We start from the raw sequence: 23,207 nt of genomic DNA on the forward strand, positions 1-23,207 counted from the left end.
AGTGTGACGCGCGGCAGGCGTGCGCGCCCGCGTCATGCGGCCACACGCGCCTTGCCGCCGGGGAATTCGAGCGTGACTTCGAGCCCGGGTTCCGGGCTGCGGTTGCGCAGGCGCAATGCGCCGCGATAGCGGCCGACGAGGCGCTGCACGATGGCCATCCCGAGGCCCGTGCCGTCGGCCTTGGTGCGGGCGGTGTCGACGCGGTAGAACGGCCGCATCACGAGCGGCAGCTGATCCTCGGGGATGCCGGGGCCTTCGTCGCTGACCGACAACTCGACCCGCGCGTGCGACACGCGCGTCTCGAGCGTGATGCGCGCAACGCCGTCCTGACGGCTCTGGCCATACTTGCGCGCGTTCTCGACGAGGTTGCCGATCACGCGCCGCATGTCGGTCTCGTCGGCCTCGATGACGGCAGTGGGCGCGAGCCGGGTTTCGATCTGCACGCCGTCCTCGCCCGATACGCGCGCGGCGACTTCCTGCACGATCGTCGACAGGTCGACCGGCTCGGGCTTGCGCTGCGTCGGGCGCGCGTAGTCGATGAACGCGGCGATGATGCGGTCCATCTGCTCGATGTCGTCGACCATCGCGTCCTTGGTCGCCTGGTCGGACGGGCTCATCTCGGTTTCGAGCCGCAGCCGCGCGAGCGGCGTGCGCAGGTCATGCGAAATGCCCGCGAGCATCAGCGCGCGGTCGGCTTCGAGCTGTTCGAGGTCGCGCACCATCTGGTTGAAGCTGCGGTTCGTGTCGGCCGCGACGCCCATGCCGCGCTCCGGCAGCGGCTCGGGCGCCTGGCCCGAACCGACCTGGCGCGCGGCGAGCGCGAGGTGCGAGAACGGCCGGTTCACGAGACTCGTGATGAACGCGGAGCCGAACAGCGATAGCGCGAGCGCGAACAGGCCCCAGCCGGCCCACTGCAGGCCCGTGACGGTGTCGAGCTGGTCGCGGTCGAGCGCGACCCAGTAATCGTCGTCGTCGATCTTGAAGCTGATCCACACGCCGGGGATGTCGTTGACCGACTGCGCGATCACGGTATCGTCGCCGAGACGGCTGCGGATGTCGTGCTCGATCAGGCGGTTCAGCGACTCGTCGGGCTGCAGCTTGAACTTGTCGGTCTTCTCGCGCGGATACACGCGCACGCCTTCGTTGCTCTCGAGATCCTGCAGCAGCGCGCGGCGCAGGTCGGGATCGGAATAGAGCAGCGCGGTGCGCGTGAGCTTCACGATCGCGACGAGCTGCAGCGCCACGCGCTGCGCGCGCGGCTCACGCTCGATCACGCGAAAGCTCTGGAACCACGCGGCAAGACTGACCGAGATCAGCAGCGCGATCAGCAGGAAGGTGCGCCAGAACAGCCCGCCGAAGGCGAGCTGCAGGAGGCGCCGGTCGATACGCATGGGACGTGCCGTAAAAGACGGGCGAAACCGGACGAACGGAAGGTCAGGCCGCGCCGTCCGGGATGAACACGTAGCCGAGGCCCCAGACGGTCTGGATGAAGCGCGGGCTGCCCGGATCCGGTTCGATCAGCTTGCGCAGACGCGAGATCTGCACGTCGAGGCTGCGGTCGAACACTTCGTATTCACGGCCGCGCGCGAGCTCCATCAGCTTTTCGCGCGACAGCGGCTGGCGCGGATGGCGTGCGAACACCTTCAGCACCGAGAATTCGCCGGTCGTCAGCGGAATTTCCTGGCCCGATTTCGTCAGCGTGCGGGTGGCGAGATTCAGCGAGAATTCGCCGAATTCGAACACCTCGGTCGTTTCCGACGGCGCACCCGGCAGTTCGGCCGGCGCCTGGCGGCGCAGCACCGCGTGAATGCGCGCGACGAGTTCGCGCGGATTGAACGGCTTCGGCAGGTAATCGTCGGCACCCATCTCGAGACCGACGATGCGGTCGACGTCCTCGCCCTTGGCCGTCAGCATGATGATCGGCGTGCGGTCGTTGCTGCCGCGCAGGCGGCGGCAGATCGACAGGCCGTCTTCGCCGGGCAGCATCAGGTCGAGCACGAGCAGGTCGAAACGCTCGCGCACCCAGAGCTTGTTCATCGCGGTCGCGTTTTCCGCGACGTACACGTTGAAACCTTGCTCGCCGAGGTAGCGGCGCAGCAGATCGCGCAGGCGCGGGTCGTCGTCGACGACGAGAATCTTGGAGGGGTTTTTCGTTTCCATGATCGGCATCTTATCGCGAATGGGAAAGGGCGCACGGCCGGCTATTTTCGCGCGTTACAGTCAGTTACAAAATTTACCCGTGGTGTGGCGCGGAGTAAAGGCACGCTATAGAGATTCCTTTACTCGAAGCCGAAATTCGGTAGATACTCCCTGCACTTCATCTTTCATGGTTTGCACACCCGATTTTCGCAGGGTTTTTCAAGTACCAGAGGTAGCCGGTTGCCGCGTGACGAAGGGAACAAATCGACCAAAGAAGCGAGGACGGTCATGCGATCTGCCCGGATTGCACTGATGCTGACGATCGCGCTTGCCGGTCCGTATGCGTCGAACTTCGCGTATGCGCAACGCCCCGAGCAGGGCGCCTCGTCGCGCAAGCTGCCGCCGCGCGGCAAATCGCTGCAGGCGGACCGCAGCGCCGACGCCGTCGCCCGTTCCGCCGTGCCTCCCGATCTCGAGCAGCACCGCCGCGACGGGCACATGACGCCCGAAGAGCGCCACTTGCTGCGCCAGCACATCGAAGACGCAGTCCGCGAGCTGTACAAGCGCTGATTTCACGCGTCATCTCGAATCACGCCGAAACGTCACACCGAAAAAATCCGTAGCAATTTTGCAGTCAACTTGCGCCCGCCGGATGCCGTTGAATCGGCACATGCGCGCATTGCGCGCTTCGGGAGCCGACGACAATGAGTCAAGCGAATGCCGCTGCGCGGGCGCAATCGCCCGCGATGCAAATGCCGCTCGACGCGGACGATGCGCTGTTCTTCCTGAGCCGCACCGGCTTTTCGCCGGCACTCGCCGACGTCGCGCGGCTCGTCGGCATGACGCGCGCGCAGGCGGTGGCCGACGCGCTCGGCAATGTGCGGCGCGAGCCCGTCGCGACGTGGCCCGACTGGCTGGCCGAACTGCCGCCGACGCGCGCGGAACGCCAGGCGCTGACGCCGGACCAGCGGCGCGACGAGCAGCGCGCGCGCAACCAGCGTTACGAGACATTACGCGCGGCGTGGGTCAACGAGATGGTCGTGACGCCGTCGCCGCTCACCGAGCGCATGACGTTGTTCTGGCACGGCCACTTCACGTCGGGCCAGGACAAGGTGCCGTACCCGCAGACGATGGCCGCGCAGAATGCGCTGCTGCGACGCGAGGCGCTCGGCAACTTCGGCACGCTGCTGCATGCGGTCGCGCGGGATCCGGCGATGCTGCAGTACCTCGACGGCGCGAGCAATCGCAAGGGTCGCCCGAACGAGAATTTCGCGCGCGAGGTGATGGAGCTGTTCACGCTCGGCGAAGGGCATTACACGCAGCACGACGTGACGGAAGCCGCGCGCGCGATGACCGGCTGGACGATCGATCCCGATACGCTGCGCTTCGTCGTGCGTCCGGAGTGGCACGATGCCGGCGACAAGACGATCCTCGGCGAGTCGGGCCCGTTCGACGGCGACGGATTCCTCGACGTTCTGCTGAAGCGCCCGGAGACCGCGCGCTTCATCGCGGCGAAGCTGTGGCGCGAGTTCGTGTCGGACACGCCGGACGCCCGCGAACTCGAGACGGTCGCCGGCCGCTTTCGCGCGAGCGGCTACGAGATCGGCGCGGCGCTCGACGCGTTGTGGTCGACCGACGCGTTCTGGGATCCACGCAATCGCGGCGTGCTCTTCAAGTCGCCGGCCGAATTCGTCGTCGGATCGGTACGCCTGTTCGACGTCGGCTACGGCGACGCGCAGATGCTCGCCAACACCGTGCGCACGCTCGGGCAGAACCTGTTCTATCCGCCGAACGTGAAGGGCTGGCCGGGCGGGCCGACGTGGATCAACAGCTCGACGCTGCTTGCGCGCAAGCAGTTCGTCGAGCAGCTGTTCCGCGCGACCGAGACGGCCGGGGTGCGTCCGGCGGCGCTCAACGGAGGCGTCGGCGCGATGGCGGCGAAGACCGGTGCGAGTCCTGGCGGGATGATGGCGATGACCGGTGGAAGTCCCGGCGGGACGGCCCCGATGGCTGGCGGAGATCGTCGCGCGATGCCCGCGAAGCCCGGGCGCGGCGGCTTGCGCTTCGATCTCGAGCGCTGGCTCGCGCAATATCGCGCGCGGCCTCAGGCGATCGCGGGCCTGTCGACCGAGCTGCAGCTGCAGCATGCGGTGCTGCCGGTGCCGCCCGTCGCGGCGATCGATACGGGTTCGACCGGCAGCGCGTATCTCGAGGCGCTGCTGATGGATCCGGCGTATCAACTGAAATGAACAAGAACACGGGTCGCCGGCTCGGCACGCAAGCAACGCGGCCGGCAAAGGGTGCACGATGAACCGACGTGATTTCCTCGCGCTGACGGGCGCTGCCGCGACGGCGGGCGTGTCGCTGTGGCAGCCGGGCGCGCTCGCGGCCACGCTCGCCGCTCAGAAGCCGGGGGCCGGCTATACGAACGTACTGATCCTCGTCGAGCTGAAGGGCGGCAACGACGGCCTCAATACCGTGGTGCCGTATGCGGACCCGCAGTACTACCAGTTCCGGCGCAGCATCGGCATCAAGCGCGACCAGGTGCTGCAGCTCGACGAGCGCACGGGGCTGCATCCGTCGCTCGCGCCGCTGTTGCCGCTGTGGCACGACCGGCAGGTCGCGATCGTGCAGGGCGTCGGCTATCCGCAGCCGAACCTGTCGCACTTCCGCTCGATCGAGATCTGGGACACCGCGTCGCGCTCGGACGAGTACCTGCGCGAAGGCTGGCTCACGCGCACGTTCGCGCAGGCGCCGGTGCCGGCCGGCTTCGCGGCGGACGGCGTCGTGCTCGGCAGCGCCGAGATGGGGCCGCTCGCGAACGGCGCGCGCGCGATCGCGCTCGTCAATCCGGCGCAGTTCATCCGTGCCGCGCGCCTCGCGGAGCCCGTGTCGCTGCGCGAGCAGAACCCGGCGCTCGCGCACATCATCGACGTCGAAAACGACATCGTGAAAGCGGCGGACCGGCTGCGTCCGCGCGGCGGCATGCGTGAATTCAGGACGGCGTTTCCGGCCGGCGCATTCGGCACCGCGGTGAAGACCGCGATGCAGGTGCTCGCGGCATGCGAGGCGTCCGGACCGGGTGCGCAGGATGGCGTGGCGGTGCTGCGGCTCACGCTCAACGGCTTCGATACGCACCAGAACCAGCCGGGACAGCAGGCGGCGCTGCTCAAGCAGTTCGCCGAAGGGATGAGCGCGATGCGCGGCGCGCTGGTCGAGCTCGGACGGTGGAACGAGACGCTCGTGATGACGTATGCGGAATTCGGGCGGCGCGTGCGCGAGAACCAGAGCAACGGCACCGATCACGGCACGGCCGCGCCGCACTTCGTGATGGGCGGGCGCGTCGCCGGCGGGCTGTATGGTGCGCCGCCAGCGCTCGGGCAGCTCGACGGCAACGGCAACCTGCCGGTGGCGGTCGATTTCCGCCAGCTTTATGCGACCGTGCTCGGTCCGTGGTGGGGGCTCGATGCGACGCGCGTGCTGCAGCAGCGCTTCGAGCCGCTGCCGCTGCTGAAGGCGTGATACTGCGTCAGCGCCGGCGCGCGGCGCGCCACGCGATCCACAGCTTGCGGATCGGTGTCAGCGCGATGCGCTGGTGCAGGACCTGGTAGCCGTCGCGCTCGATCTCGTCGAGCAATGCACGCGCGAGCGCGAGCTGCGCGCGCAGCGTGCGCTGGGTGCGGCGCTCGGCGGCGGGGATCGCGGCGTCGGCGGCCGCGAGCGCGTCGCGAGCACGTGCGGTCTGGAACTGCAGCAGCTCGGTGAACGCGGGGCTGTAGCGCCGGTTCAGCAGGTCCGCGGCGGTCACGTTGTAGCGCTGCAGCTCGTCGATCGGCAGATAGATGCGGCCGTGGCGCGCGTCGTTGCCGAGTTCCTGCACGAATTGCGCGAGCATCAGCGCATGGCCGACTCGTTCTGCCCACGGTTGCGGCTCGGACGGGCTTGTAGCGCTCGCGCGCGCGACGAGCGACGCGAAGCTGCCGCCGACCTGCGCGATATAGCGCTGCAGGTTCGCGAAATCGAGGTAGCGCGCCTGTTCGAGGTCCATCCCGTAGCCGCCGACGAGCGTGCGCAGCGCATCGTGTTCGCCCGCGATCGACGGATGATGCTGCGCGAGCGCCTTCGTCACCGGATGCGACGGCTCGCCGGCCGCGAGCGCCGCGAGTTCCTTGTGCCACCACGCGAGCTTCGTGTGGCCGACGGTCGGGTCGCTGGTTTCCTTGACGGTTTCCTCGAGTTCGCGGCGCAGCGCGAAGAGGGCCGTGAGACGTGGCTGGACGGCGAACGGCGCCTGCCGCAACGCATAGTAGATGCTGGAGCCGGCGGGGGCGGCTTTCTGCTGACAGTAGTCGTCGAAATTCACGTGCGGAATCGGGTCGGGGGCGGGATCGGGGGACGCGCGGCTGCGCACCGCCGGAAGCATCAAGCGTGGAACCAAGCGCGGAATTCTAGCATCGGCGCGTGAATGCCGTCGGCCGATGGAGACAACGCTTCGCGGATCGGGTAGAATCTCGCGCTCGCCTGATCAGGCGTACGGCGCAAGCACACGATGCGCACCGTGCGGTCAGGCGACAGAGCATGCGCGTGAGTGGCGAAATTGGTAGACGCACCAGGTTTAGGTCCTGACGCCCGCAAGGGTGTGCCGGTTCGAGTCCGGCCTCACGCACCAGTTGGACAAGGCCCCATGGGCCCGTCCCCGAAGAAGCGCTGCCGGTCGGCTGGCCGCAGCGCTTTTTCATTTGTCCGGCCTCCCTAATCCCAGAAACTCCGGATCGCCACCGCGACGATCACCGGCACCGAAAACACCAGCGGAATCGCGAAATACTGCGCTTCGCGATCGACGATCCAGCTATAAATCACCCACGCCGCACCGATCACGAACGTCAAGAGGCCGGCCAGCACGGCGACGATATTCGGTATCAGCTTCGAGGGCTGACGGCGCGCTTGGTCGGCATCGGCGTTGCTGTGATCGCGCGGAGACGATTTCATCGGAAGAGTGCGGCCTCGGGCCTGGTCAGAGGTAAACGCACAGGAGACCGCATCCGCGCGGATCGCGCAAGGGCCGGCCCGTGCCGGCTCTGGATCGTCCGTCAGCATGCTTATGGTCCGAACGTCTCCGCCAGCCCGTCGGGCAGCACATGCCGGAACGCGATGAGCCGCTCGCCCGGCTGCCGCGCGGGCGCGCGGCCGCGCATCGGATCGGTCGCGTCGGTGCGACGGGCGGCGCGGCCGATGACGAACCGGCTCAGGCGGGCGACGAGCCGCGTTGAGCCGTGCAGGCGCCCGGCGCCATGCTGCCGCGAGAATGGTTGTACCCGCAACCATTTGGCACTATGCTCGTCAGCTCACAGGAGACGGAATCCCATCATGAACGACACGAATTCAGGGTCGGTGCGCGCGGCGATCGTCGGCGTCGGCGCGATCGGCGGACTGCTCGCGGCCGCGCTGGCGCGGGCCGGGATGCGCGTCAGCGCATATGCGCGCGGTGCGACGCTCGATGCGCTGAAGACGCACGGCGTGCGCGTGCTGGACGAATCGGGCGCGCTGTCGTCGGTTGCGGTCGACGCGAGCGACGACGCGGCTGCACTCGGCGTGCAGGACTACGTGGTGATCGCGCTGAAGGCGCAGGCGCTGCCGGACCTGGCCGCGCGCATCGCGCCGCTCGTCGGGCCGCGCACGGTGATCGTCGCGGCGATGAACGGGCTGCCGTGGTGGTTCACGCACGGGCTCGCGGGGCCGCTCGACGGCGTGCCGCTTGAAGCGGTCGATCCGGGCGGCGCGGTGTCCGCGGTGCTGCCGCCGGCGCAGGCGATCGGCTGCGTCGTGCACCTGTCGTCGAGCACCGACGCGCCGGGCGTCGTGCGCCGCGGGCGCGGTAATCGCCTGATCGTCGGCGCGCCCGGGCCCGCGCTCGGCGAGGCCACCGCACGTTTCGCGGCGGCGCTCGCAGCGGGTGGCTTCGGCGTCGAGACGACAGCCGCGATCCGCACGGAGATCTGGGCGAAGCTGTGGGGCAACATGAACATGAATCCGCTCAGCGCGCTGACCGGTTCGACGTCCGAGCAACTGCTCGACGACCCGTTCACGCATGCGCTCGCGCTGCGGATGATGGAGGAGGCGGCCGCGATCGGCGCGAAGCTCGGCCTCGACACGGGGATGAGCGGGCCGGAGCGCATGGCGGTGACGCGCAAGCTCGGCGCGTTCAGGACGTCGATGCTGCAGGATTTCGAAGCGGGGCGTCCGCTCGAGATCGGGCCGATTCTCGGCGTGTTTCCGGAACTGGGGCGCAAGCTTGACGTGCCGACCCCGTATTGCGATGCGGTGCTCGGGTTGTTGCGCCAGCGCGCTGCAAACAGCGGGCTTTAGCAGGGAACGCGCGGCCCAGGGCGTGTCGCGCCGGTGCGGCCGCCCCCGACGGTGCGCGCGAATGCGTCGGCCGGCGTGCCGCTCGCTTCCCGAGCCGGTTCGGGTGCTAACGGCGAGAGGCCGTCGGCGGGAGTGAACAGTGCCGCTGTGACGCGGCCCGTGCGGGCCGCCGGAGCCGGTCCGCGCGGCGCTCAGTCGTCGCGCTCAAGCGCGTGCGCGACGACTTTCTCCAGCAGCCGTTCGAACGTATTGCGCTCGTTGTCCGACAGGCACGCGAGCAGTCCGTCGTTCCACTTGCGCACGATCGGCATGATCTTGCGATGCAGCGCGCGGCCGTCCGGTGTCAGCGCGATCAGCACGATCCGTCCGTCTTCGTCGCTCGCGCTGCGCGCGAGCAGGCCCTGGCGCAGCAGCGCTTCGGCCGCGCGGCTCGCCTGGCTCTTGTCGAGGTTGGTGTGGCGCGCGAGATCCATGATCGAGAACGGGCCGAACGCACCGACGGCCGCGATCACGCGCGCCTCGGGCAGCGAGATGCCGAGCTTGTGCCGGTATACGTCGCCGATGCCGCGGTCGGAGCGCTTCGTGAGCACGTGGAGGCGATAGGTCAGAAACTGATCGAGCCCGGCTTGACGGCCTTTCATGTCGAATCCTGAAGAAAAAGGGCGGGCCCGATTGTTCCTGTATCGCGCGCTCGGGTCAACGGTCAGCGCGCGCCGTATTTCAGCCGCGTCAGCTGCTCGGCCTCGTTCGCGAGCAGGCTGGCGGCATCGCGGATCGCCACGTCGAGCGTGATCGGGCCCGGCGCGGGCGAGAAGCACCCGGAAAAATGCTCGGACAGGCGCGGCAGTGCGGCCGGATCGACCGCCCCCGACAGCAGCGACGCGGGCACGCCCGCGGCCTGCGCGTGGCGGCACGCGATGAACGGCGCCTTGCCGTGCAGCGTCTGCACGTCCGAGCGGCCTTCGCCGGTGATCAGCCAGTCCGCACCGGCGAGCGCGGCGTCGAGCCCGATCTGGCGCGCGACGACTTCGGCGCCGGCCTCGAACTGCGCGCCGAGCATGTGCAGCGCGAAGCCGAGGCCGCCCGCCGCGCCGGCGCCCGGCAGGTCGCGCGCGCGACGGTCGAGCGCTGCTTCGAGCAGGTCGGCGAAATGGCCGAGCGCGGCGTCGAGGGTCGCAACCTGCTCAGGCGTCACGCCCTTTTGCGGGCCGAACACGGCGGTCGCGCCGTGCGCACCCGTCAGCGGATTGTCGACGTCGGACATGCCGACGAATTCGGTGTTTGCGAGGCGCGGGTCGAGTCCGGACGCGTCGATCCGCGCGATCTCGGCGAGTCGTGCCGGCACCGGCTCGACCGGCTGGCCGGCCGCGTCGAAACAGCGCAGCCCGAGGCCGGCGAGGAGGCCTGCGCCTGCGTCGTTGGTGCTGCTGCCGCCGAGCGCGACGAAGAATCGGCGTACGCCGTCGTCGAGCAACTGGCGGATCGCCTCGCCCATCCCGCGCGTGCTGCGCGCGTCGACCGGCACGCTCATCCCGACCGGGTCGGTGATGCCGACGATCTCGGCCGTCTCGACGATCGCAGTGCGCGCATCGATCACGCCGACCGCGGCGTCGCGCACCGCAAGCGACGCGCCGGCCACTGCAACCGTGCGTCGCGTGCCGCTGCTTGCGAGCATCGCGTCGAGCGTGCCTTCGCCGCCGTCGGCCATCGGGCAGCACCGCACGACGGCGTCGGGCCGTACGCGGCGGATGCCGGTGGCGATCGCGTCCGCGACCTGCTCGGCGGAAAGCGAGCCTTTGAACGAATCGGGCGCGATGACGACGACAGGCGCGGACGGGTGATGCGGCATGGTGTCTCCGGATGGCGTGATTGGTCGGATGAATGGGTCGGGCGAGGATCGGACGAACGCGCGCCACGCGGCCGCGGCGCATGCTCAAACGGAGCTTACAGGATGGCAGCCGCGCGTGGATACGCCGCGCGGCATAACGGCGATCCGCGTGCATCGGCGGCCGCGGCGCACCGGCTGCGCATGCACATCGCGCCGAACTGACGGTGCAGGGAAAATTGTTTGCTAGAATAGTCGATTCTTCCGGCCAAAGCCGTGCTCCGAGCCGCTTGCGCTAGCCGATCCGGCGCTCGCAGGGATGGCGTGGCGCTCCGGCGCGGCGCATGTGCAACGCATGTGGCGCCGCCAGGCAGGCACGGCAAGGAAAACCCGATTCGCTCGAATAATTTTAGGACGATTGAAGCCATGGCTAACGTTGTTGAAAACCTCGGCAAGCTTGAACGCCGTGTGACGATTTCCCTGCCGAAAGACACGGTGCAGAAGGAAATCGACGCCCGCATCCAGAAACTCGCGAAGAACGTGCGCATGCCGGGTTTCCGCCCGGGCAAGGTGCCGCTCAAGATGGTCGCGCAGCAATATGCGGGTCAGGTCGAAGCCGAAGTGCTGAGCGACAAGATCGGCCAGGAATTCTTCACGATCAGCCGCGCGGAAAACCTGCGCGTCGCCGGTCAGCCGAGCTTCGCGCCGAAGCAGGACCAGGCGGAAGACGCATACGCGTTCGACGCGACGTTCGAGGTCTACCCGGAAGTGACGATCGGCGATCTGGCGACGGCTGAAGTCGAGCGCTCGACGACGACGATCGGCGACGCCGAAATCGACCGCACGCTCGACATCCTGCGCAAGCAGCGCGTGCACTTCCACGCACGCGGCGAAGGCGGCGAGCACGGTGACGGCGGTGCGGACACGGTCGCACAGAACGGCGACCGCGTGACGGTCGACTTCGTCGGCAAGATCGACGACGTCGCGTTCCAGGGCGGCACCGCGGAAGACTTCCCGTTCGTGCTCGGCGAAGGCCGCATGCTGCCGGAATTCGAAACGGCTGCGTTGGGCCTGAAGGCCGGCGAAGCGCGCGAATTCGACCTGAAGTTCCCGGACGACTATCACGGCAAGGACGTCGCAGGCAAGACGGCGAAGTTCACGGTCACGATGAAGAAGGTCGAATGGCCGCACCTGCCGGCAATCGACGCCGACTTCGCGAAGTCGCTCGGCATCGAGGACGGCGACCTCGCCAAGATGCGCAACGAGATCAAGGAAAACCTCGAACGCGAGGCAAAGCGTCGCACGCAGTCGATCGTCAAGAACCAGGTGATGGACGCGATCCTGAAGATCTCCGAACTCGACGTGCCGAAGGCGCTGATCGAGCAGGACCAGCAGCGCCTCGTCGAAATGGCGCGTCAGGATCTCGCGCAGCGCGGCGTGCCGAACGCGAAGGACGCGCCGATCCCGGCCGAAATGTTTGCCGAGCAGGCCGAGCGCCGCGTGAAGCTGGGCCTCGTGCTCGCCGAGCTGGTGAAGTCGAACGGCCTGGAAGCGAAGCCGGAGCAGATCCGCGCGGAAGTCGACGAGTTCGCGAAGAGCTACGAAGACCCGAAGGAAGTGGTCCGCTGGTATTATTCGAACCAGCAGCGCCTCGCCGAGATGGAAGCGTTCGTCGTTGAAAGCAACGTCGTCGATTTCGTGCTGGGCAAGGCGAAGGTGACTGACAAGGAAGTGAGCTTCGAGGCACTCGCGAGCGCGTCGGCGCAAGCGTAAGTGTCGCTCTAGCGGCGTGCCGGCTGTCGGAGCGACGGCCCGCACGCCGTTTTTACGTCAGGCGCACGGTTGCCATTAATATGGCGATTGAGCGGGCGGCTTCCCGCCGTTCAATTTTCAATTCGAACAAGGTTCATTGAATGATCACTCGCGCTGAATTGCTTGACATGCTGGCTTCGAACGCGCCGCGGGATTTCGAAACGCAAGCGCTGGGGCTGGTTCCGATCGTCGTCGAAACGAGCGGCCGCGGCGAGCGTTCGTACGACATTTATTCGCGTCTCCTGAAGGAGCGCCTCGTGTTCATGGTCGGCGAAGTGAACGACCAGACGGCGAACCTCGTGGTTGCGCAGCTGCTGTTCCTCGAAAGCGAGAACCCGGACAAGGACATCAGCCTGTACATCAACAGCCCGGGCGGGTCCGTGTCGGCCGGCATGGCGATCTACGACACGATGCAGTTCATCAAGCCGGACGTGTCGACGCTGTGCATGGGGCTCGCGGCGAGCATGGGCGCATTCCTGCTCGCGTCGGGCGCGAAGGGCAAGCGCTTCGCGCTGCCGAACTCGCGCGTGATGATTCACCAGCCGCTCGGCGGCGCACGTGGCCAGGCATCGGACATCGAGATCCAGGCGCGTGAAATCCTCTACCTGAAGGAACGGCTCAACCAGCTGCTCGCGCAGCACACGGGCCAGGACGTCGAGCGCATCGCGCGCGACACCGACCGTGATAACTTCATGTCGAGCGAAGACGCGAAGGCGTACGGGCTGATCGATCAGGTGCTGTTGAAGCGTCCGTGAGCTTAGTGGGGTGCCGCCCCATTTGGGTCGGCATGCCCGATACGCCCTGAGCATCTGCGGCAAGCGCATCCAGCCGACTCCGGTCGCGCCCTAGGTCGTGGCGCGCGGAGCATTCGGCGTATCATGTCATTTACCTGTCCGGAGGCGCATACATTCATGGCGGACAAAAAAGGTTCGAACAGCGAGAAGCTGTTGTATTGCTCGTTCTGCGGCAAGAGCCAGCATGAGGTGAAAAAGCTCATTGCCGGCCCGTCGGTCTTCATCTGCGATGAATGTATCGACCTGTGCAACGAGATCATTCGCGACGAGGCGGCAGCCGCGGGCGTCGAGGCCAGCCTGTCCCGGTCGGATCTGCCGAGCCCGCAGGAAATTCGCGACATCCTCGATCAGTACGTGATCGGCCAGGAGCGCGCGAAGAAGATCCTCGCGGTCGCTGTCTACAACCACTACAAGCGTCTCAAGCATCTCGACAAGAAGGACGACGTCGAGCTGTCGAAGAGCAACATCCTGCTGATCGGCCCGACGGGCTCCGGCAAGACGCTGCTCGCGCAGACGCTCGCGCGTCTGCTGAACGTGCCGTTCGTGATCGCCGACGCGACGACGCTGACGGAAGCCGGCTACGTCGGCGAGGACGTCGAGAACATCATTCAGAAGCTGTTGCAGAACTGCAACTACGAGGTCGAGAAGGCCCAGCGCGGGATCGTCTACATCGACGAAATCGACAAGATCAGCCGCAAGTCGGACAACCCGTCGATCACGCGCGACGTGTCGGGCGAGGGCGTCCAGCAGGCATTGCTGAAGCTCGTCGAGGGCACGATGGCGTCGGTGCCGCCGCAGGGTGGCCGCAAGCATCCGAACCAGGATTTCATCCAGGTCGACACGACCAACATCCTGTTCATCTGCGGCGGCGCGTTCGACGGCCTCGAGAAGGTGATCACCGACCGCACCGAGAAGACGGGCATCGGCTTCGGCGCGACGGTCAAGAGCAAGCAGGAGCGCGATGCCGGCGAGGTGCTGCGCGAGGTCGAGCCGGAGGACCTGATCAAATTCGGTCTGATCCCCGAATTGATCGGCCGTCTGCCGGTCGTCGCGACGCTCGGCAAGCTCGACGAGGCCGCGCTGATGAAGATCCTGGTCGAGCCGAAGAACGCGCTCGTCAAGCAGTATCACAAGCTGTTCGCGATGGAGCGCGTCGAGCTGGAGATCCGCCCGGCTGCGCTGCAGGCGGTGGCCCGCAAGGCGATCCGCCGCAAGACCGGCGCGCGCGGCCTGCGTTCGATCATCGAACAGGCGCTGCTCGACGTGATGTACGAGCTGCCGACGATGAAAGGGGTCAGCAAGGTCATCATCGACGAGAACGTCATCGACGGCGACGGTAAACCGTTGCTGATCTATGAGGACACGCCGAAGGTGGCGGGTTCGAACTGACCGGCTTGACGACAACGTACCGACGAAAAAAGCCGTTCATGAAACCGTGAGCGGCTTTTTTTCGTTTATCTTGTGGGTAACTCTGACTCGACACGCGGTGGTTACTTTCTTACCGAATATTTCCCACGCTTGAAGGCCTTGCAATCCGAAGTGCCGGCCTCAATTACCGAACAATTGATTCCACTCATGGGGAAATGAAATGTCAGGCACCCAACTTCTCCCGCCGGAACGCATCACGCTCCCGCTGCTGCCGCTGCGGGACGTCGTCGTTTTCCCGCACATGGTGATTCCGCTCTTCGTGGGCCGGCCGAAATCGATCAAGGCCCTCGAAGCAGCGATGGAAGGCGGCAAGCACATCATGCTGGTCGCCCAGAAAACCGCGGCCAAGGACGAGCCGACCGAAAAGGACATGTACGAGGTCGGTTGCGTCGCGAACATCCTGCAGATGCTGAAGCTGCCGGACGGCACCGTGAAGGTGCTGGTCGAAGGCCTGCAGCGCGCGAAAGCATTGTCGATCGAAGAACAGGAGACGCAGTTCTCCTGCGAAGTGATGCCGCTCGAGCCGGACCACGCGGACAGCGCGGAAACGGAGGCGCTGCGCCGCGCGATCGTGTCGCAGTTCGACCAGTACGTGAAGCTGAACAAGAAGATCCCGCCGGAGATCCTCACGTCGCTGTCGGGCATCGATGAGGCGGGCCGTCTCGCGGATACGATCGCCGCGCACCTGCCGCTCAAGCTCGACCAGAAGCAGCACATCCTCGAGATGTTCCCGGTTGTCGAGCGTCTCGAGCACCTGCTCGCGCAACTCGAAGCCGAGATCGACATCCTGCAGGTCGAAAAGCGCATCCGCGGGCGCGTGAAGCGCCAGATGGAGAAGAGCCAGCGCGAGTATTACCTGAACGAACAGGTCAAGGCGATCCAGAAGGAACTGGGCGAAGGCGAAGAGGGTGCCGATCTCGAAGAGCTCGAGAAGCGCATCAACGCCGCGCGCATGCCGAAGGAAGCGAAGAAGAAGGCCGATGCCGAGCTGAAGAAGCTGAAGCTGATGTCGCCGATGTCCGCGGAAGCGACCGTCGTGCGCAACTACATCGACACGCTGATCGGCCTGCCGTGGCGCAAGAAGAGCAAGGTCAACAACGACCTGTCGAACGCCGAGCAAGTGCTCGACGAGGATCACTTCGGCCTCGAGAAGGTCAAGGAACGCATCCTCGAGTATCTCGCGGTGCAACAACGCGTCGACAAGGTCAAGGCACCGATCCTGTGCCTCGTCGGGCCGCCGGGCGTCGGCAAGACCTCGCTCGGCCAGTCGATCGCCCGTGCGACGAACCGCAAGTTCGTCCGCATGGCGCTCGGCGGCGTGCGTGACGAAGCCGAGATCCGCGGCCATCGCCGCACGTACATCGGTTCGATGCCGGGCAAGATCCTGCAGAGCCTCACGAAGGTCGGCGTGCGCAATCCGTTGTTCCTGCTCGACGAAGTCGACAAGATGGGCATGGATTTCCGTGGCGATCCGTCGTCTGCGCTGCTCGAAGTGCTCGATCCGGAACAGAACCACACGTTCGCCGATCACTACATCGAGGTCGATTTCGACCTGTCGGACGTGATGTTCGTCGCGACGTCGAACTCGCTGAACATCCCGCCGCCGCTGCTCGACCGGATGGAAGTGATTCGTCTGTCCGGCTACACGGAAGACGAGAAGGTCAGCATCGCGCAGCGTTACCTGCTGCCGAAGCAGAAGAAGAACAACGGCCTGAAGGAAGGCGAGATCGAGGTTGCCGAACAGGCGATCCGCGACATCATCCGCTACTACACGCGCGAAGCCGGTGTGCGTTCGCTCGAGCGCGAAGTGTCGAAGATCTGCCGCAAGGTCGTGAAGATGCTGCTGCTGAAGAAGGCATCGGGCGCGATCAAGGTCGACGGCGACAACCTCGACACGTTCCTCGGCGTGCGCAAGTACGACTTCGGCCTCGCGGCGAAGGAAAACCAGGTCGGTCAGGTGACGGGCCTCGCGTGGACGGAAGTCGGTGGCGATCTGCTGACGATCGAAGCCGCGGTGATGCCGGGCAAGGGCAACGTGATCCGCACCGGTTCGCTCGGCGACGTGATGAAGGAATCCGTCGAAGCGGCGCGCTCGGTCGTGCGTTCGCGTTCGCGGCGTCTGGGCATCAAGGACGAAGCGTTCGACAAGCAGGACATCCACATCCACGTGCCGGAAGGCGCGACGCCGAAGGACGGTCCGTCCGCCGGCGGCGCGATGACGACCGCGCTGGTGTCGGTGCTGACGGGCATTCCCGTGCGTGCCGATGTCGCGATGACGGGCGAAATCACGCTGCGTGGCGAGGTCCTGCCGATCGGTGGCCTGAAGGAGAAGCTGCTTGCCGCGCATCGCGGCGGCATCAAGCTCGTGCTGATTCCGGAAGAGAACGTGAAGGATCTCGCGGAGATTCCGGACAACGTGAAGAACGCGATCGAGATCGTGCCGGTCCGCTGGATCGACAAGGTGCTCGAACTCGCGCTCGAACGGATGCCGACGCCGCTGCCGCCGGAAGAAGAGGCGAAGGCTGCGGCCCCCGTCGCGGAAACGGCGAAGGATGCCGGCTCGACGGAAGTCGTCAAGCACTGAGTCTGATGTGACGGTTGTTCATGAAACCCGCGGCAGGTCCGCGGGTTTTTTTATGCGCGCACGGCGTGGTTGCATGCGTGCACGCCGATGAGCGAGCGTGGCGGCGTGCGTATTTCGGCGCGGGACTGGCGCGTCGCGATCGGGGAGCAGCTGCATGAACAAGGCAGAATTGATCGAGCACATCGCGCGACAGGCGGACCTGTCGAAACTGTCTGCCGGGAGGGCGCTCGACGCGTTCATCGATGCGGTGACCGGCACGCTGAAGGCGGACGGCAGCGTGACGATTGCGGGCTTCGGCACGTTCGTGGTGACGGCCCGCAGCGCGCGGCACGGACGCGATCCGCGGACTGGCGACCCGATCGAGATCGGCGCCGCAAAAATTCCGCGATTTAGGGCTGGTAAAGTTTTGAAGGATGAATTAAACTAGCGGGCTCGCTGGTTGTTGATGCCGAAACGCAGATCGCAGCCAGGTTGAATCCGGAACGGGTGCTTAGCTCAGCTGGTAGAGCGGCGCCCTTACAAGGCGTAGGTCGGGGGTTCGAACCCCTCAGCACCCACCAGTTTCGCGATTCAGCAAGACCAAGGAGCGGTAGTTCAGTCGGTTAGAATACCGGCCTGTCACGCCGGGGGTCGCGGGTTCGAGTCCCGTCCGCTCCGCCAGGACAATAAATGCCCGCCTTGTGCGGGCATTTTTGTTTGTAGCTTTTTTGTGCCCGCGGGCGGGCACGTGGTTGCGGAGTGGAGGAAGCCGCCTGCGCGGCTTCCGGCGGGACTCGAAGGGATGCGCCTGCAGGCGCATCCGCGGCCTGCAGGATGTAGGCGAGTCCCGTCCGCTCCGCCAGGACAATAAATGCCCGCCTTGTGCGGGCATTTTTGTTTGTCGATCCGGTTCGCATGCGCTGCCGGGAATCGCGCCTTTGCGTCGCGTTCGACGCCACCTCCACCCGCCGCCGCACCCCGGTTCGCCTTTTTTCCTGCCCACTGTTGTAATATCGGGCGTTTTGTCCAATATACCCCGTCACGCATGCTCGATTTCTTCCGTAATCACCAGCGCCTGATGATGGCGCTCCTGCTCCTGATCGTATTGCCGGGGCTGGGTTTCGTCGGGATTCAAGGGTTCCGCGGCTTCTTCGACGAAAGCGCGAACGTCGCGGCGGTCAACGGGCACAAGATCACGCGGGTCGAATTCGACGGCGCATTCCGCCAGCAGATCGACCGCGCGCGCCAGATGCTCGGCGGGCAGTTCGACGTGAAGGCGTTCGATACGCCGGAGCACCGCAAGGAAGTGCTCGACGGCCTGATCCAGCAGCGTGTGCTCGCCGACGAGACGCAGCGCCTGCACCTGACGGCATCCGACAACGCGGTGCGCGACGCGCTGATGAGCGACCCGATGATCGCGTCGCTGAAGAAGCCGGACGGCTCGATCGACGTCGAGCGTTATGCGCAACTGCTGTCGTTCCAGGGCATGACCCCCGAGCAATACCAGGAGCGCGTGCGCTACAGCCTCGCGCTGCAGCAGATCCCGGCCAGCATCGTGTCGAGCGCATTCACGCCGAAGAGCCTCGCGCAGCGCCTGTCGGAGCTTGCCGCGCAGCAGCGTGAAGTGCAGGCGCTCGTGCTGAAGACGAGCGACTACGCGTCGAAGGTGCAGCCGACCGATGCGCAGCTTGCCGCGTACTACGACGCGCACAAGCAGCGCTTCGCGACGCCGGAGACCGCGACGATCCAGTACCTCGTCTATTCGCCGGCTGCGGCCGCCGCGAGCGCGCAACCGACCGATGCGGACATCAAGAAGTTCTACGACGACAACCCGACGCACTTCCGCACCGAAGCGCAGGTGCGCGTGAGCCACATCTTCATCGCGGCGGCGAGCAGCGCGAGCGCCGCGGACAAGGCGGCTGCGAAGGCGAAGGCCGACCAGCTGCTCGCCGATGTGAAGGCACATCCGGACCAGTTCGCGCAGATCGCGCAGAAGAGCTCGCAGGACGCGCCGTCGGCGGCGAAGGGCGGCGACCTGGGCTTCATCACGCCGGGCTCCACCGCGGGCGGCAAGGCGTTCGACGATGCGGCATTCGCGCTCAAGCAGGGCGAAGTGAGCGGCGTCGTGCAATCTGATCTCGGCTTCCACATCCTGAAGGCGACCGAAGTGAAGCCGTCGGCGGTCAAGGCGTTGGCAGAGGTGAAGGACGCGATTGCGGCGGACCTGAAGCAGCAGTATGCGTCGAAGGCATTCTCGGACAACGCGGAAGGCTTTACGTCGACCGTGTACGAGAAGGCGAAGAGCCTGCAGCCGGCCGCTGACAAGTACAAGCTGACGATCCAGACGGCCACCGTCACGCCGACGCCGAATCCGGCGCTGCCGCCGACGAGCCCGTTGAACAATCCGAAGTTCCTGGCCGCGGTGTTCGCGAGCGATGCGGTGAAGAACCAGAACAATACGCAGGCGATCGACATCGGCAACAACACGCTGGTCTCGGCGCGCGTGACCGACTACAAGCCGGCCACCGTGCCGGCGCTCGCTGCGATCAAGGATGCCGTGCGCCAGAAGGTGATCGCCGAACAGGCGGCCGAACTCGCGAAGAAGGATGGCGCGGCGAAGCTCGCGGAACTGCAGAAGTCGAAGGCGACCGCGGGCTTCGCGGCGGCCGTGACCGTTTCGCGCACGCAGGCGCACGGTCTTTCGCCCGACGCGCTGAGCGCGGTCTACAAGGTCGATGCGAAGACGCTGCCGGCGTATGTCGGCGTCGATCTCGGTGCGGACGGCTATGCGGTCTATCGCGTGAACGCGGTGGTGCCGGGTTCGGCGGTCGATCCGCAGCAGCTCGCGGCCGCGCAGCAGCAGATGGCGCAGGTCGACGCGCAAAGCGAAGGCGAGGCATACCTTGCCGCGCTGCGCGACCGCTCGAAGGTGAAGCTGTACGGTTCGACGGCCAGCACCACGCAGGACGGCGGGAACTGATCTCCGCGCTGTCGACGAAACAAAGCCCCGCCTTTGAGCGGGGCTTTTTCATGTCGGGGCCTGCGCGCGCTCAGCCGCGCGGCTTCGCGAGCAGCGGCTTCAGTGACGGCCAGACATTGTCGAGCAGCACGCCCTGTGCCTGCTGCGTCGGATGGATCTGGTCGGACTGGAACATCTCGGGCCGGTTCTCGATGCCGGCGAGCAGGAACGGCACGAGCGGCACGCCGAGATCCTTCGACAGCCGCGTGTAGATGCCGTGGAACTTCTGCGTGTAGTCGGGGCCGTAGTTGGGCGGTACGTACATGCCGACCAGCACGACCTTCGCGTGGGCGCGCTGCGCGTCGGCGACGATCTCGCGCAGGTTGCGCTCGGTCGTCGCGAGCGGCACGCCGCGCAGCGCGTCGTTCGCGCCGAGCTCGACGACGACGATCGACGGCTTCAGCCGCTGCAGCACCGCCGGCAGGCGGGCTCGTCCGCCGCTCGTCGTGTCGCCGCTGACGCTTGCGTTCGCGACGCTATAATCGATCCGCTCGGTGGCGAGTCGTTGCCGCAGCAACGCCACCCAGCCCGTGTCGCGCGGCAGGCCGTATTCGGCCGACAGGCTGTCGCCGAGCACGACGATCACGGGCTGTCCCGCTGCAGCGGCCGGCGCTGTCGCGGCGCGGGCAAGGCCCGGGCCGGCCGTGCTCGCAGCGAGCGCGCCGCACAGCAGCGCGGCCAGCGCCGCGCGTCTTTTCCTGCGAATTGTCGTGTCCATGCTCAAGATTAACGATCCGGTCATCGAAGCTCATCAAGTGTGCAAGCGGGTCGCCGACGCAACGGGCGAACTGACGATCCTCGACGGCATCGACCTCACCGTGCCGTCAGGCAGCAGCCTGGCGATCGTCGGCGCGTCGGGGTCCGGCAAATCGACGCTGCTCGGCCTGCTTGCGGGGTTGGACAGCGCGACGAGCGGCACGGTTCGCCTGCTCGGCCAGCCGCTCGGCCAGCTCGACGAGGACGAGCGGGCCGCGCTGCGCAACGGCGCGGTCGGCTTCGTGTTCCAGTCGTTCCAGCTGATGCCGCACCTGACTGCGCTGGAAAACGTGATGCTGCCGCTCGAACTGCAAGGCGGGATCGGCGCGCGTGACGCGGCCGACCGCGCGCGGGCGCTGCTGCTGCAGGTCGGGCTCGGCGAGCGCACCGCGCATTACCCGAAGCTGTTGTCCGGTGGCGAGCAGCAGCGCGTCGCGCTTGCCCGTGCGTTCGTCACGCATCCGGCGATCCTGTTTGCCGACGAACCGACCGGCAGTCTCGACGCGGCAACAGGGCACGCGGTCATCGACCTGATGTTCGAACTCAATCGCACGCACGGCGCGACGCTCGTGCTGGTCACGCACGATCCGGAACTCGCGCGCCGCTGCGCGACGACGGTGACGCTCGACGCCGGCCGCATCGTGACGCCGCGCGCGATGCAGCGCGGGGTTTCCTGACATCCGTCCGCCGCGATCTGGCGACCGGGCCGCGCGCACGGGTGTTGCGTCGCGCGGCCGGCCGTCGTCGGCGGTTATCAGCGGTTACAGTGGCGATCAGCGCTTGAGCGCGGCGCGTGCTCGGGCGATCAGCGCCGTCGTCGACGAATCGTGCTTCGCCGGATCGAGCGCGTCGGCCGTCAGGTCCGCCTCGACCACCTTGCCGAGGATCTTGCCGAGCTCGACGCCCCACTGGTCGAACGGGTTGATGTCCCACACCGACGCCTGCACCAGCACCTTGTGTTCATAGAGCGCGATCAGCGCACCGAGCGCGCGCGGCGTCAGCGCGTCGACGAGCAGCGTCGTCGTCGGGCGGTTGCCGGGGAAGGCCAGGTGCGGCGCGAGCGCCTCCTTGCCGGGCCCGGCGACCTTGCGCGCTTCGTCGAGCGTGCGGCCGAGCATCAGCGCCTCGCTCTGCGCGAAGCAGTTCGCGAGCAGCTTCGGGTGATGGCTCGCGAGCGGGTGCTCGGGCGTCAGCACTGCGATGAAGTCGATCGGCACGATCGTCGGCCCCTGGTGCAGCATCTGGAAGAACGCGTGCTGGCCGTTGGTGCCCGGCTCGCCCCAGGTGACGGCGGAGGTCGGGTAGTCGACGAACGTGCCGTCGAGCCGCGCGGACTTGCCGTTGCTCTCCATCTCGAGCTGCTGCAGGTACGACGGCAGGAAATGCAGTGCTTCCGAATACGGCGCGACGAGATAGCTCTGCGAGCCGAAGAAGTTGCGATACCAGATGCCGATCATCCCGAGCAGCACCGGCAGGTTGCGTTCGAGCGGCGCGTCGCGGAAATGGCGGTCCATGTCGTTCGCGCCGGCGAGCAGTTCGTCGAAATGCTCCGGGCCGACCGCGATCATGATCGACAGCCCGACGGCCGACCACAGCGAGTAGCGGCCGCCGACCCAGTCCCACATCTCGAACACGTTGTTGTCGTCGATGCCGAACCGGACGACTTCGGCCGGGTTCGCCGACACGCCGACGAAGTGCTTCGACAGCGCGCTTTCCGGGCAGCCTTTCGCGACGAACCAGTCGCGCAGCGAGTGCGCGTTGGTCATCGTCTCGAGCGTCGTGAAGGTCTTCGACACGATGATCGCGAGCGTTTCCTCCGGGTCGACCTGCTCGAGCACGCGCGCGAGATCGGCGCCGTCGACGTTCGACACGAAATGTGTCGAGATCTCGTGCGTCGCGACGTGGTGCAGCGCGTGCACGACCATCTTCGGCCCGAGATCCGAGCCGCCGATGCCGATGTTGATCACGTGACGGATGCGCTTGCCGGTGTAGCCGGTCCACGCGCCGCTGCGCACTGCGCGCGCGAACGTCGCCATCTTCGCGCGCTCGGCGGTGATCTGTGCGTGGAACGGTGCATGGGGATCGGTCGCGCGCAGCGCCGTGTGCAAGGCTGCGCGGCCTTCGGTCGGGTTGACGACGTCGCCCGCGAACATCGCGTCGCGGCGCGCTTCGACGCGTGCATCGCGCGCGAGCTGCACGAGCAGGCGCAGCGTGTCGTCGGTGATGCGGTTTTTCGAGAAATCGGCCGCGAGGCCGCCGCCCGAGAACATGAAGCGCTCGGCGCGGGTCGGCGCATGATCGTTTTCCGGTGCGAACCAGTCGCGCAACCGGGCGTGGCGGATCTGTTCGTAGTGGGTTTGCAGGGCAGTCCAGGCGGGGAGCGAATTCAGCGTCATGGAGGTTCGAGTGAAGCGTGAATCGGGAGGAATGCCGCGCCGGCGCATCGGGATCGGATGGCCGGCGGACGCGCGGGCCCGCGGTGCGGCGGGGGAGTCAGTATAGCGG

The 23,207-nt window shown here is 66.7% G+C and carries 20 protein-coding genes and 3 tRNA genes; 14 read left to right on the forward strand and 9 right to left on the reverse strand.

Annotated elements, in window-relative coordinates:
* Positions 1–32 precede the first annotated feature (32 nt).
* On the reverse strand, positions 33–1,391 hold the full coding sequence (locus ACV22Z_RS09750) for an ATP-binding protein (RefSeq protein ID WP_448076092.1): 1,359 nt from the start codon (positions 1,389–1,391) through the stop codon (positions 33–35).
* A 43-nt stretch (positions 1,392–1,434) separates the two neighbouring features.
* The gene (gene ompR, locus ACV22Z_RS09755; protein ID WP_006478565.1) at positions 1,435–2,169 is read right to left on the reverse strand and encodes an osmolarity response regulator transcription factor OmpR; all 735 of its coding nucleotides are present in this window, start codon (positions 2,167–2,169) and stop codon (positions 1,435–1,437) included.
* 258 nt (positions 2,170–2,427) lie between these two features.
* Between ompR and ACV22Z_RS09760 the strand changes: the two genes are divergently transcribed.
* The 3 genes from ACV22Z_RS09760 (at position 2,428) to ACV22Z_RS09770 (ending at position 5,661) form a co-directional block, all read left to right on the forward strand.
* Positions 2,428–2,709 carry a hypothetical protein gene (locus tag ACV22Z_RS09760; protein WP_448076093.1) on the forward strand — a complete coding sequence of 94 codons (282 nt, stop codon included), beginning with the start codon at positions 2,428–2,430 and terminating at the stop codon, positions 2,707–2,709.
* A gap of 134 nt (positions 2,710–2,843) precedes the next feature.
* Entirely contained in the window at positions 2,844–4,388 is a 1,545-nt protein-coding gene (locus tag ACV22Z_RS09765; RefSeq protein ID WP_448076094.1) for a DUF1800 domain-containing protein, read from the forward strand.
* Between the two features lie 58 nt (positions 4,389–4,446).
* On the forward strand, positions 4,447–5,661 hold the full coding sequence (locus ACV22Z_RS09770) for a DUF1501 domain-containing protein (RefSeq protein ID WP_448076095.1): 1,215 nt from the start codon (positions 4,447–4,449) through the stop codon (positions 5,659–5,661).
* A gap of 7 nt (positions 5,662–5,668) precedes the next feature.
* Here the strand turns inward: ACV22Z_RS09770 and hpnD are convergent, their stop codons facing one another.
* Positions 5,669–6,502: a presqualene diphosphate synthase HpnD gene (gene hpnD / locus ACV22Z_RS09775; protein WP_448076385.1), complete on the reverse strand. Its 834-nt coding sequence runs from the start codon at positions 6,500–6,502 to the stop codon at positions 5,669–5,671.
* Between the two features lie 219 nt (positions 6,503–6,721).
* On the opposite strand from hpnD, the gene ACV22Z_RS09780 reads away from it, so the two are divergent.
* A tRNA-Leu gene (locus ACV22Z_RS09780) sits at positions 6,722–6,808 on the forward strand.
* 83 nt (positions 6,809–6,891) lie between these two features.
* On the opposite strand, the gene ACV22Z_RS09785 is transcribed toward ACV22Z_RS09780, so the two are convergent.
* Together ACV22Z_RS09785 and ACV22Z_RS09790 are read right to left on the reverse strand one after the other, a co-directional pair.
* Entirely contained in the window at positions 6,892–7,128 is a 237-nt protein-coding gene (locus tag ACV22Z_RS09785) for a hypothetical protein (protein WP_448076386.1), read from the reverse strand.
* 110 nt (positions 7,129–7,238) lie between these two features.
* Positions 7,239–7,460 (reverse strand): hypothetical protein, encoded by a 222-nt coding sequence (locus tag ACV22Z_RS09790; RefSeq protein ID WP_448076096.1) that lies wholly within the window; start codon positions 7,458–7,460, stop codon positions 7,239–7,241.
* Positions 7,461–7,506: 46 nt separating this feature from the next.
* Here ACV22Z_RS09790 and ACV22Z_RS09795 point away from each other — a divergent pair, with 46 nt between their 5' ends.
* Positions 7,507–8,505 carry a 2-dehydropantoate 2-reductase gene (locus ACV22Z_RS09795; protein ID WP_448076097.1) on the forward strand — a complete coding sequence of 333 codons (999 nt, stop codon included), beginning with the start codon at positions 7,507–7,509 and terminating at the stop codon, positions 8,503–8,505.
* Between the two features lie 191 nt (positions 8,506–8,696).
* Here the strand turns inward: ACV22Z_RS09795 and ACV22Z_RS09800 are convergent, their stop codons facing one another.
* Together ACV22Z_RS09800 and ACV22Z_RS09805 are read right to left on the reverse strand one after the other, a co-directional pair.
* Positions 8,697–9,146, reverse strand: coding sequence for a MarR family winged helix-turn-helix transcriptional regulator (locus ACV22Z_RS09800; protein ID WP_448076098.1), 450 nt, complete (start codon positions 9,144–9,146; stop codon positions 8,697–8,699).
* 62 nt (positions 9,147–9,208) lie between these two features.
* Positions 9,209–10,354: a glycerate kinase gene (locus tag ACV22Z_RS09805; protein WP_448076099.1), complete on the reverse strand. Its 1,146-nt coding sequence runs from the start codon at positions 10,352–10,354 to the stop codon at positions 9,209–9,211.
* Between the two features lie 402 nt (positions 10,355–10,756).
* Here ACV22Z_RS09805 and tig point away from each other — a divergent pair, with 402 nt between their 5' ends.
* The 8 genes from tig to ACV22Z_RS09845 all read left to right on the forward strand — a co-directional run bounded on the left by tig (position 10,757) and on the right by ACV22Z_RS09845 (position 19,907).
* Positions 10,757–12,103 (forward strand): trigger factor, encoded by a 1,347-nt coding sequence (gene tig / locus ACV22Z_RS09810; protein ID WP_448076100.1) that lies wholly within the window; start codon positions 10,757–10,759, stop codon positions 12,101–12,103.
* A gap of 140 nt (positions 12,104–12,243) precedes the next feature.
* On the forward strand, positions 12,244–12,897 hold the full coding sequence (gene clpP, locus ACV22Z_RS09815; protein ID WP_448076101.1) for an ATP-dependent Clp endopeptidase proteolytic subunit ClpP: 654 nt from the start codon (positions 12,244–12,246) through the stop codon (positions 12,895–12,897).
* A gap of 156 nt (positions 12,898–13,053) precedes the next feature.
* Entirely contained in the window at positions 13,054–14,325 is a 1,272-nt protein-coding gene (gene clpX, locus ACV22Z_RS09820; protein WP_010092138.1) for an ATP-dependent Clp protease ATP-binding subunit ClpX, read from the forward strand.
* Positions 14,326–14,524: 199 nt separating this feature from the next.
* Positions 14,525–16,948 (forward strand): endopeptidase La, encoded by a 2,424-nt coding sequence (gene lon, locus ACV22Z_RS09825; protein ID WP_448076102.1) that lies wholly within the window; start codon positions 14,525–14,527, stop codon positions 16,946–16,948.
* A 154-nt stretch (positions 16,949–17,102) separates the two neighbouring features.
* Positions 17,103–17,375: an HU family DNA-binding protein gene (locus ACV22Z_RS09830; RefSeq protein ID WP_448076103.1), complete on the forward strand. Its 273-nt coding sequence runs from the start codon at positions 17,103–17,105 to the stop codon at positions 17,373–17,375.
* 57 nt (positions 17,376–17,432) lie between these two features.
* Positions 17,433–17,508, forward strand: a tRNA-Val gene (locus tag ACV22Z_RS09835).
* 23 nt (positions 17,509–17,531) lie between these two features.
* Positions 17,532–17,608 (forward strand) — tRNA-Asp (locus ACV22Z_RS09840).
* A 364-nt stretch (positions 17,609–17,972) separates the two neighbouring features.
* Entirely contained in the window at positions 17,973–19,907 is a 1,935-nt protein-coding gene (locus ACV22Z_RS09845; RefSeq protein WP_448076104.1) for a SurA N-terminal domain-containing protein, read from the forward strand.
* Between the two features lie 70 nt (positions 19,908–19,977).
* Here ACV22Z_RS09845 and ACV22Z_RS09850 read toward each other — a convergent pair whose 3' ends face one another.
* A complete protein-coding gene (locus ACV22Z_RS09850) occupies positions 19,978–20,664 on the reverse strand; it encodes an arylesterase (RefSeq protein ID WP_448076105.1) in 687 nt (228 codons plus the stop codon).
* On the opposite strand from ACV22Z_RS09850, the gene ACV22Z_RS09855 reads away from it, so the two are divergent.
* Complete coding sequence (locus ACV22Z_RS09855; protein ID WP_448076106.1) at positions 20,663–21,379, forward strand: ABC transporter ATP-binding protein; 717 nt, start codon at positions 20,663–20,665, stop codon at positions 21,377–21,379. The two genes, ACV22Z_RS09850 and ACV22Z_RS09855, sit on opposite strands and share 2 nt — an antisense overlap.
* A 96-nt stretch (positions 21,380–21,475) precedes the next feature.
* Here the strand turns inward: ACV22Z_RS09855 and pgi are convergent, their stop codons facing one another.
* Positions 21,476–23,098, reverse strand: coding sequence for a glucose-6-phosphate isomerase (gene pgi / locus ACV22Z_RS09860; protein WP_448076107.1), 1,623 nt, complete (start codon positions 23,096–23,098; stop codon positions 21,476–21,478).
* Positions 23,099–23,207 lie beyond the last annotated feature (109 nt).

It is taken from the genome of Burkholderia sp. PU8-34, assembly GCF_053427725.1.

What these genes read in the sequence shown, in the direction of transcription:
- ACV22Z_RS09750 (WP_448076092.1), bottom strand. Translation starts at nt 1,391, where the DNA reads ATGCGTATCGACCGGCGCCTCCTGCAGCTCGCCTTCGGCGGGCTGTTC.
- ompR (WP_006478565.1), bottom strand. Translation starts at nt 2,169, where the DNA reads ATGCCGATCATGGAAACGAAAAACCCCTCCAAGATTCTCGTCGTCGAC.
- ACV22Z_RS09760 (WP_448076093.1), top strand. Translation starts at nt 2,428, where the DNA reads ATGCGATCTGCCCGGATTGCACTGATGCTGACGATCGCGCTTGCCGGT.
- ACV22Z_RS09765 (WP_448076094.1), top strand. Translation starts at nt 2,844, where the DNA reads ATGAGTCAAGCGAATGCCGCTGCGCGGGCGCAATCGCCCGCGATGCAA.
- ACV22Z_RS09770 (WP_448076095.1), top strand. Translation starts at nt 4,447, where the DNA reads ATGAACCGACGTGATTTCCTCGCGCTGACGGGCGCTGCCGCGACGGCG.
- ACV22Z_RS09785 (WP_448076386.1), bottom strand. Translation starts at nt 7,128, where the DNA reads ATGAAATCGTCTCCGCGCGATCACAGCAACGCCGATGCCGACCAAGCG.
- ACV22Z_RS09795 (WP_448076097.1), top strand. Translation starts at nt 7,507, where the DNA reads ATGAACGACACGAATTCAGGGTCGGTGCGCGCGGCGATCGTCGGCGTC.
- ACV22Z_RS09800 (WP_448076098.1), bottom strand. Translation starts at nt 9,146, where the DNA reads ATGAAAGGCCGTCAAGCCGGGCTCGATCAGTTTCTGACCTATCGCCTC.
- ACV22Z_RS09805 (WP_448076099.1), bottom strand. Translation starts at nt 10,354, where the DNA reads ATGCCGCATCACCCGTCCGCGCCTGTCGTCGTCATCGCGCCCGATTCG.
- tig (WP_448076100.1), top strand. Translation starts at nt 10,757, where the DNA reads ATGGCTAACGTTGTTGAAAACCTCGGCAAGCTTGAACGCCGTGTGACG.
- clpP (WP_448076101.1), top strand. Translation starts at nt 12,244, where the DNA reads ATGATCACTCGCGCTGAATTGCTTGACATGCTGGCTTCGAACGCGCCG.
- clpX (WP_010092138.1), top strand. Translation starts at nt 13,054, where the DNA reads ATGGCGGACAAAAAAGGTTCGAACAGCGAGAAGCTGTTGTATTGCTCG.
- lon (WP_448076102.1), top strand. Translation starts at nt 14,525, where the DNA reads ATGTCAGGCACCCAACTTCTCCCGCCGGAACGCATCACGCTCCCGCTG.
- ACV22Z_RS09830 (WP_448076103.1), top strand. Translation starts at nt 17,103, where the DNA reads ATGAACAAGGCAGAATTGATCGAGCACATCGCGCGACAGGCGGACCTG.
- ACV22Z_RS09845 (WP_448076104.1), top strand. Translation starts at nt 17,973, where the DNA reads ATGCTCGATTTCTTCCGTAATCACCAGCGCCTGATGATGGCGCTCCTG.
- ACV22Z_RS09855 (WP_448076106.1), top strand. Translation starts at nt 20,663, where the DNA reads ATGCTCAAGATTAACGATCCGGTCATCGAAGCTCATCAAGTGTGCAAG.
- ACV22Z_RS09850 (WP_448076105.1), bottom strand. Translation starts at nt 20,664, where the DNA reads ATGGACACGACAATTCGCAGGAAAAGACGCGCGGCGCTGGCCGCGCTG.
- pgi (WP_448076107.1), bottom strand. Translation starts at nt 23,098, where the DNA reads ATGACGCTGAATTCGCTCCCCGCCTGGACTGCCCTGCAAACCCACTAC.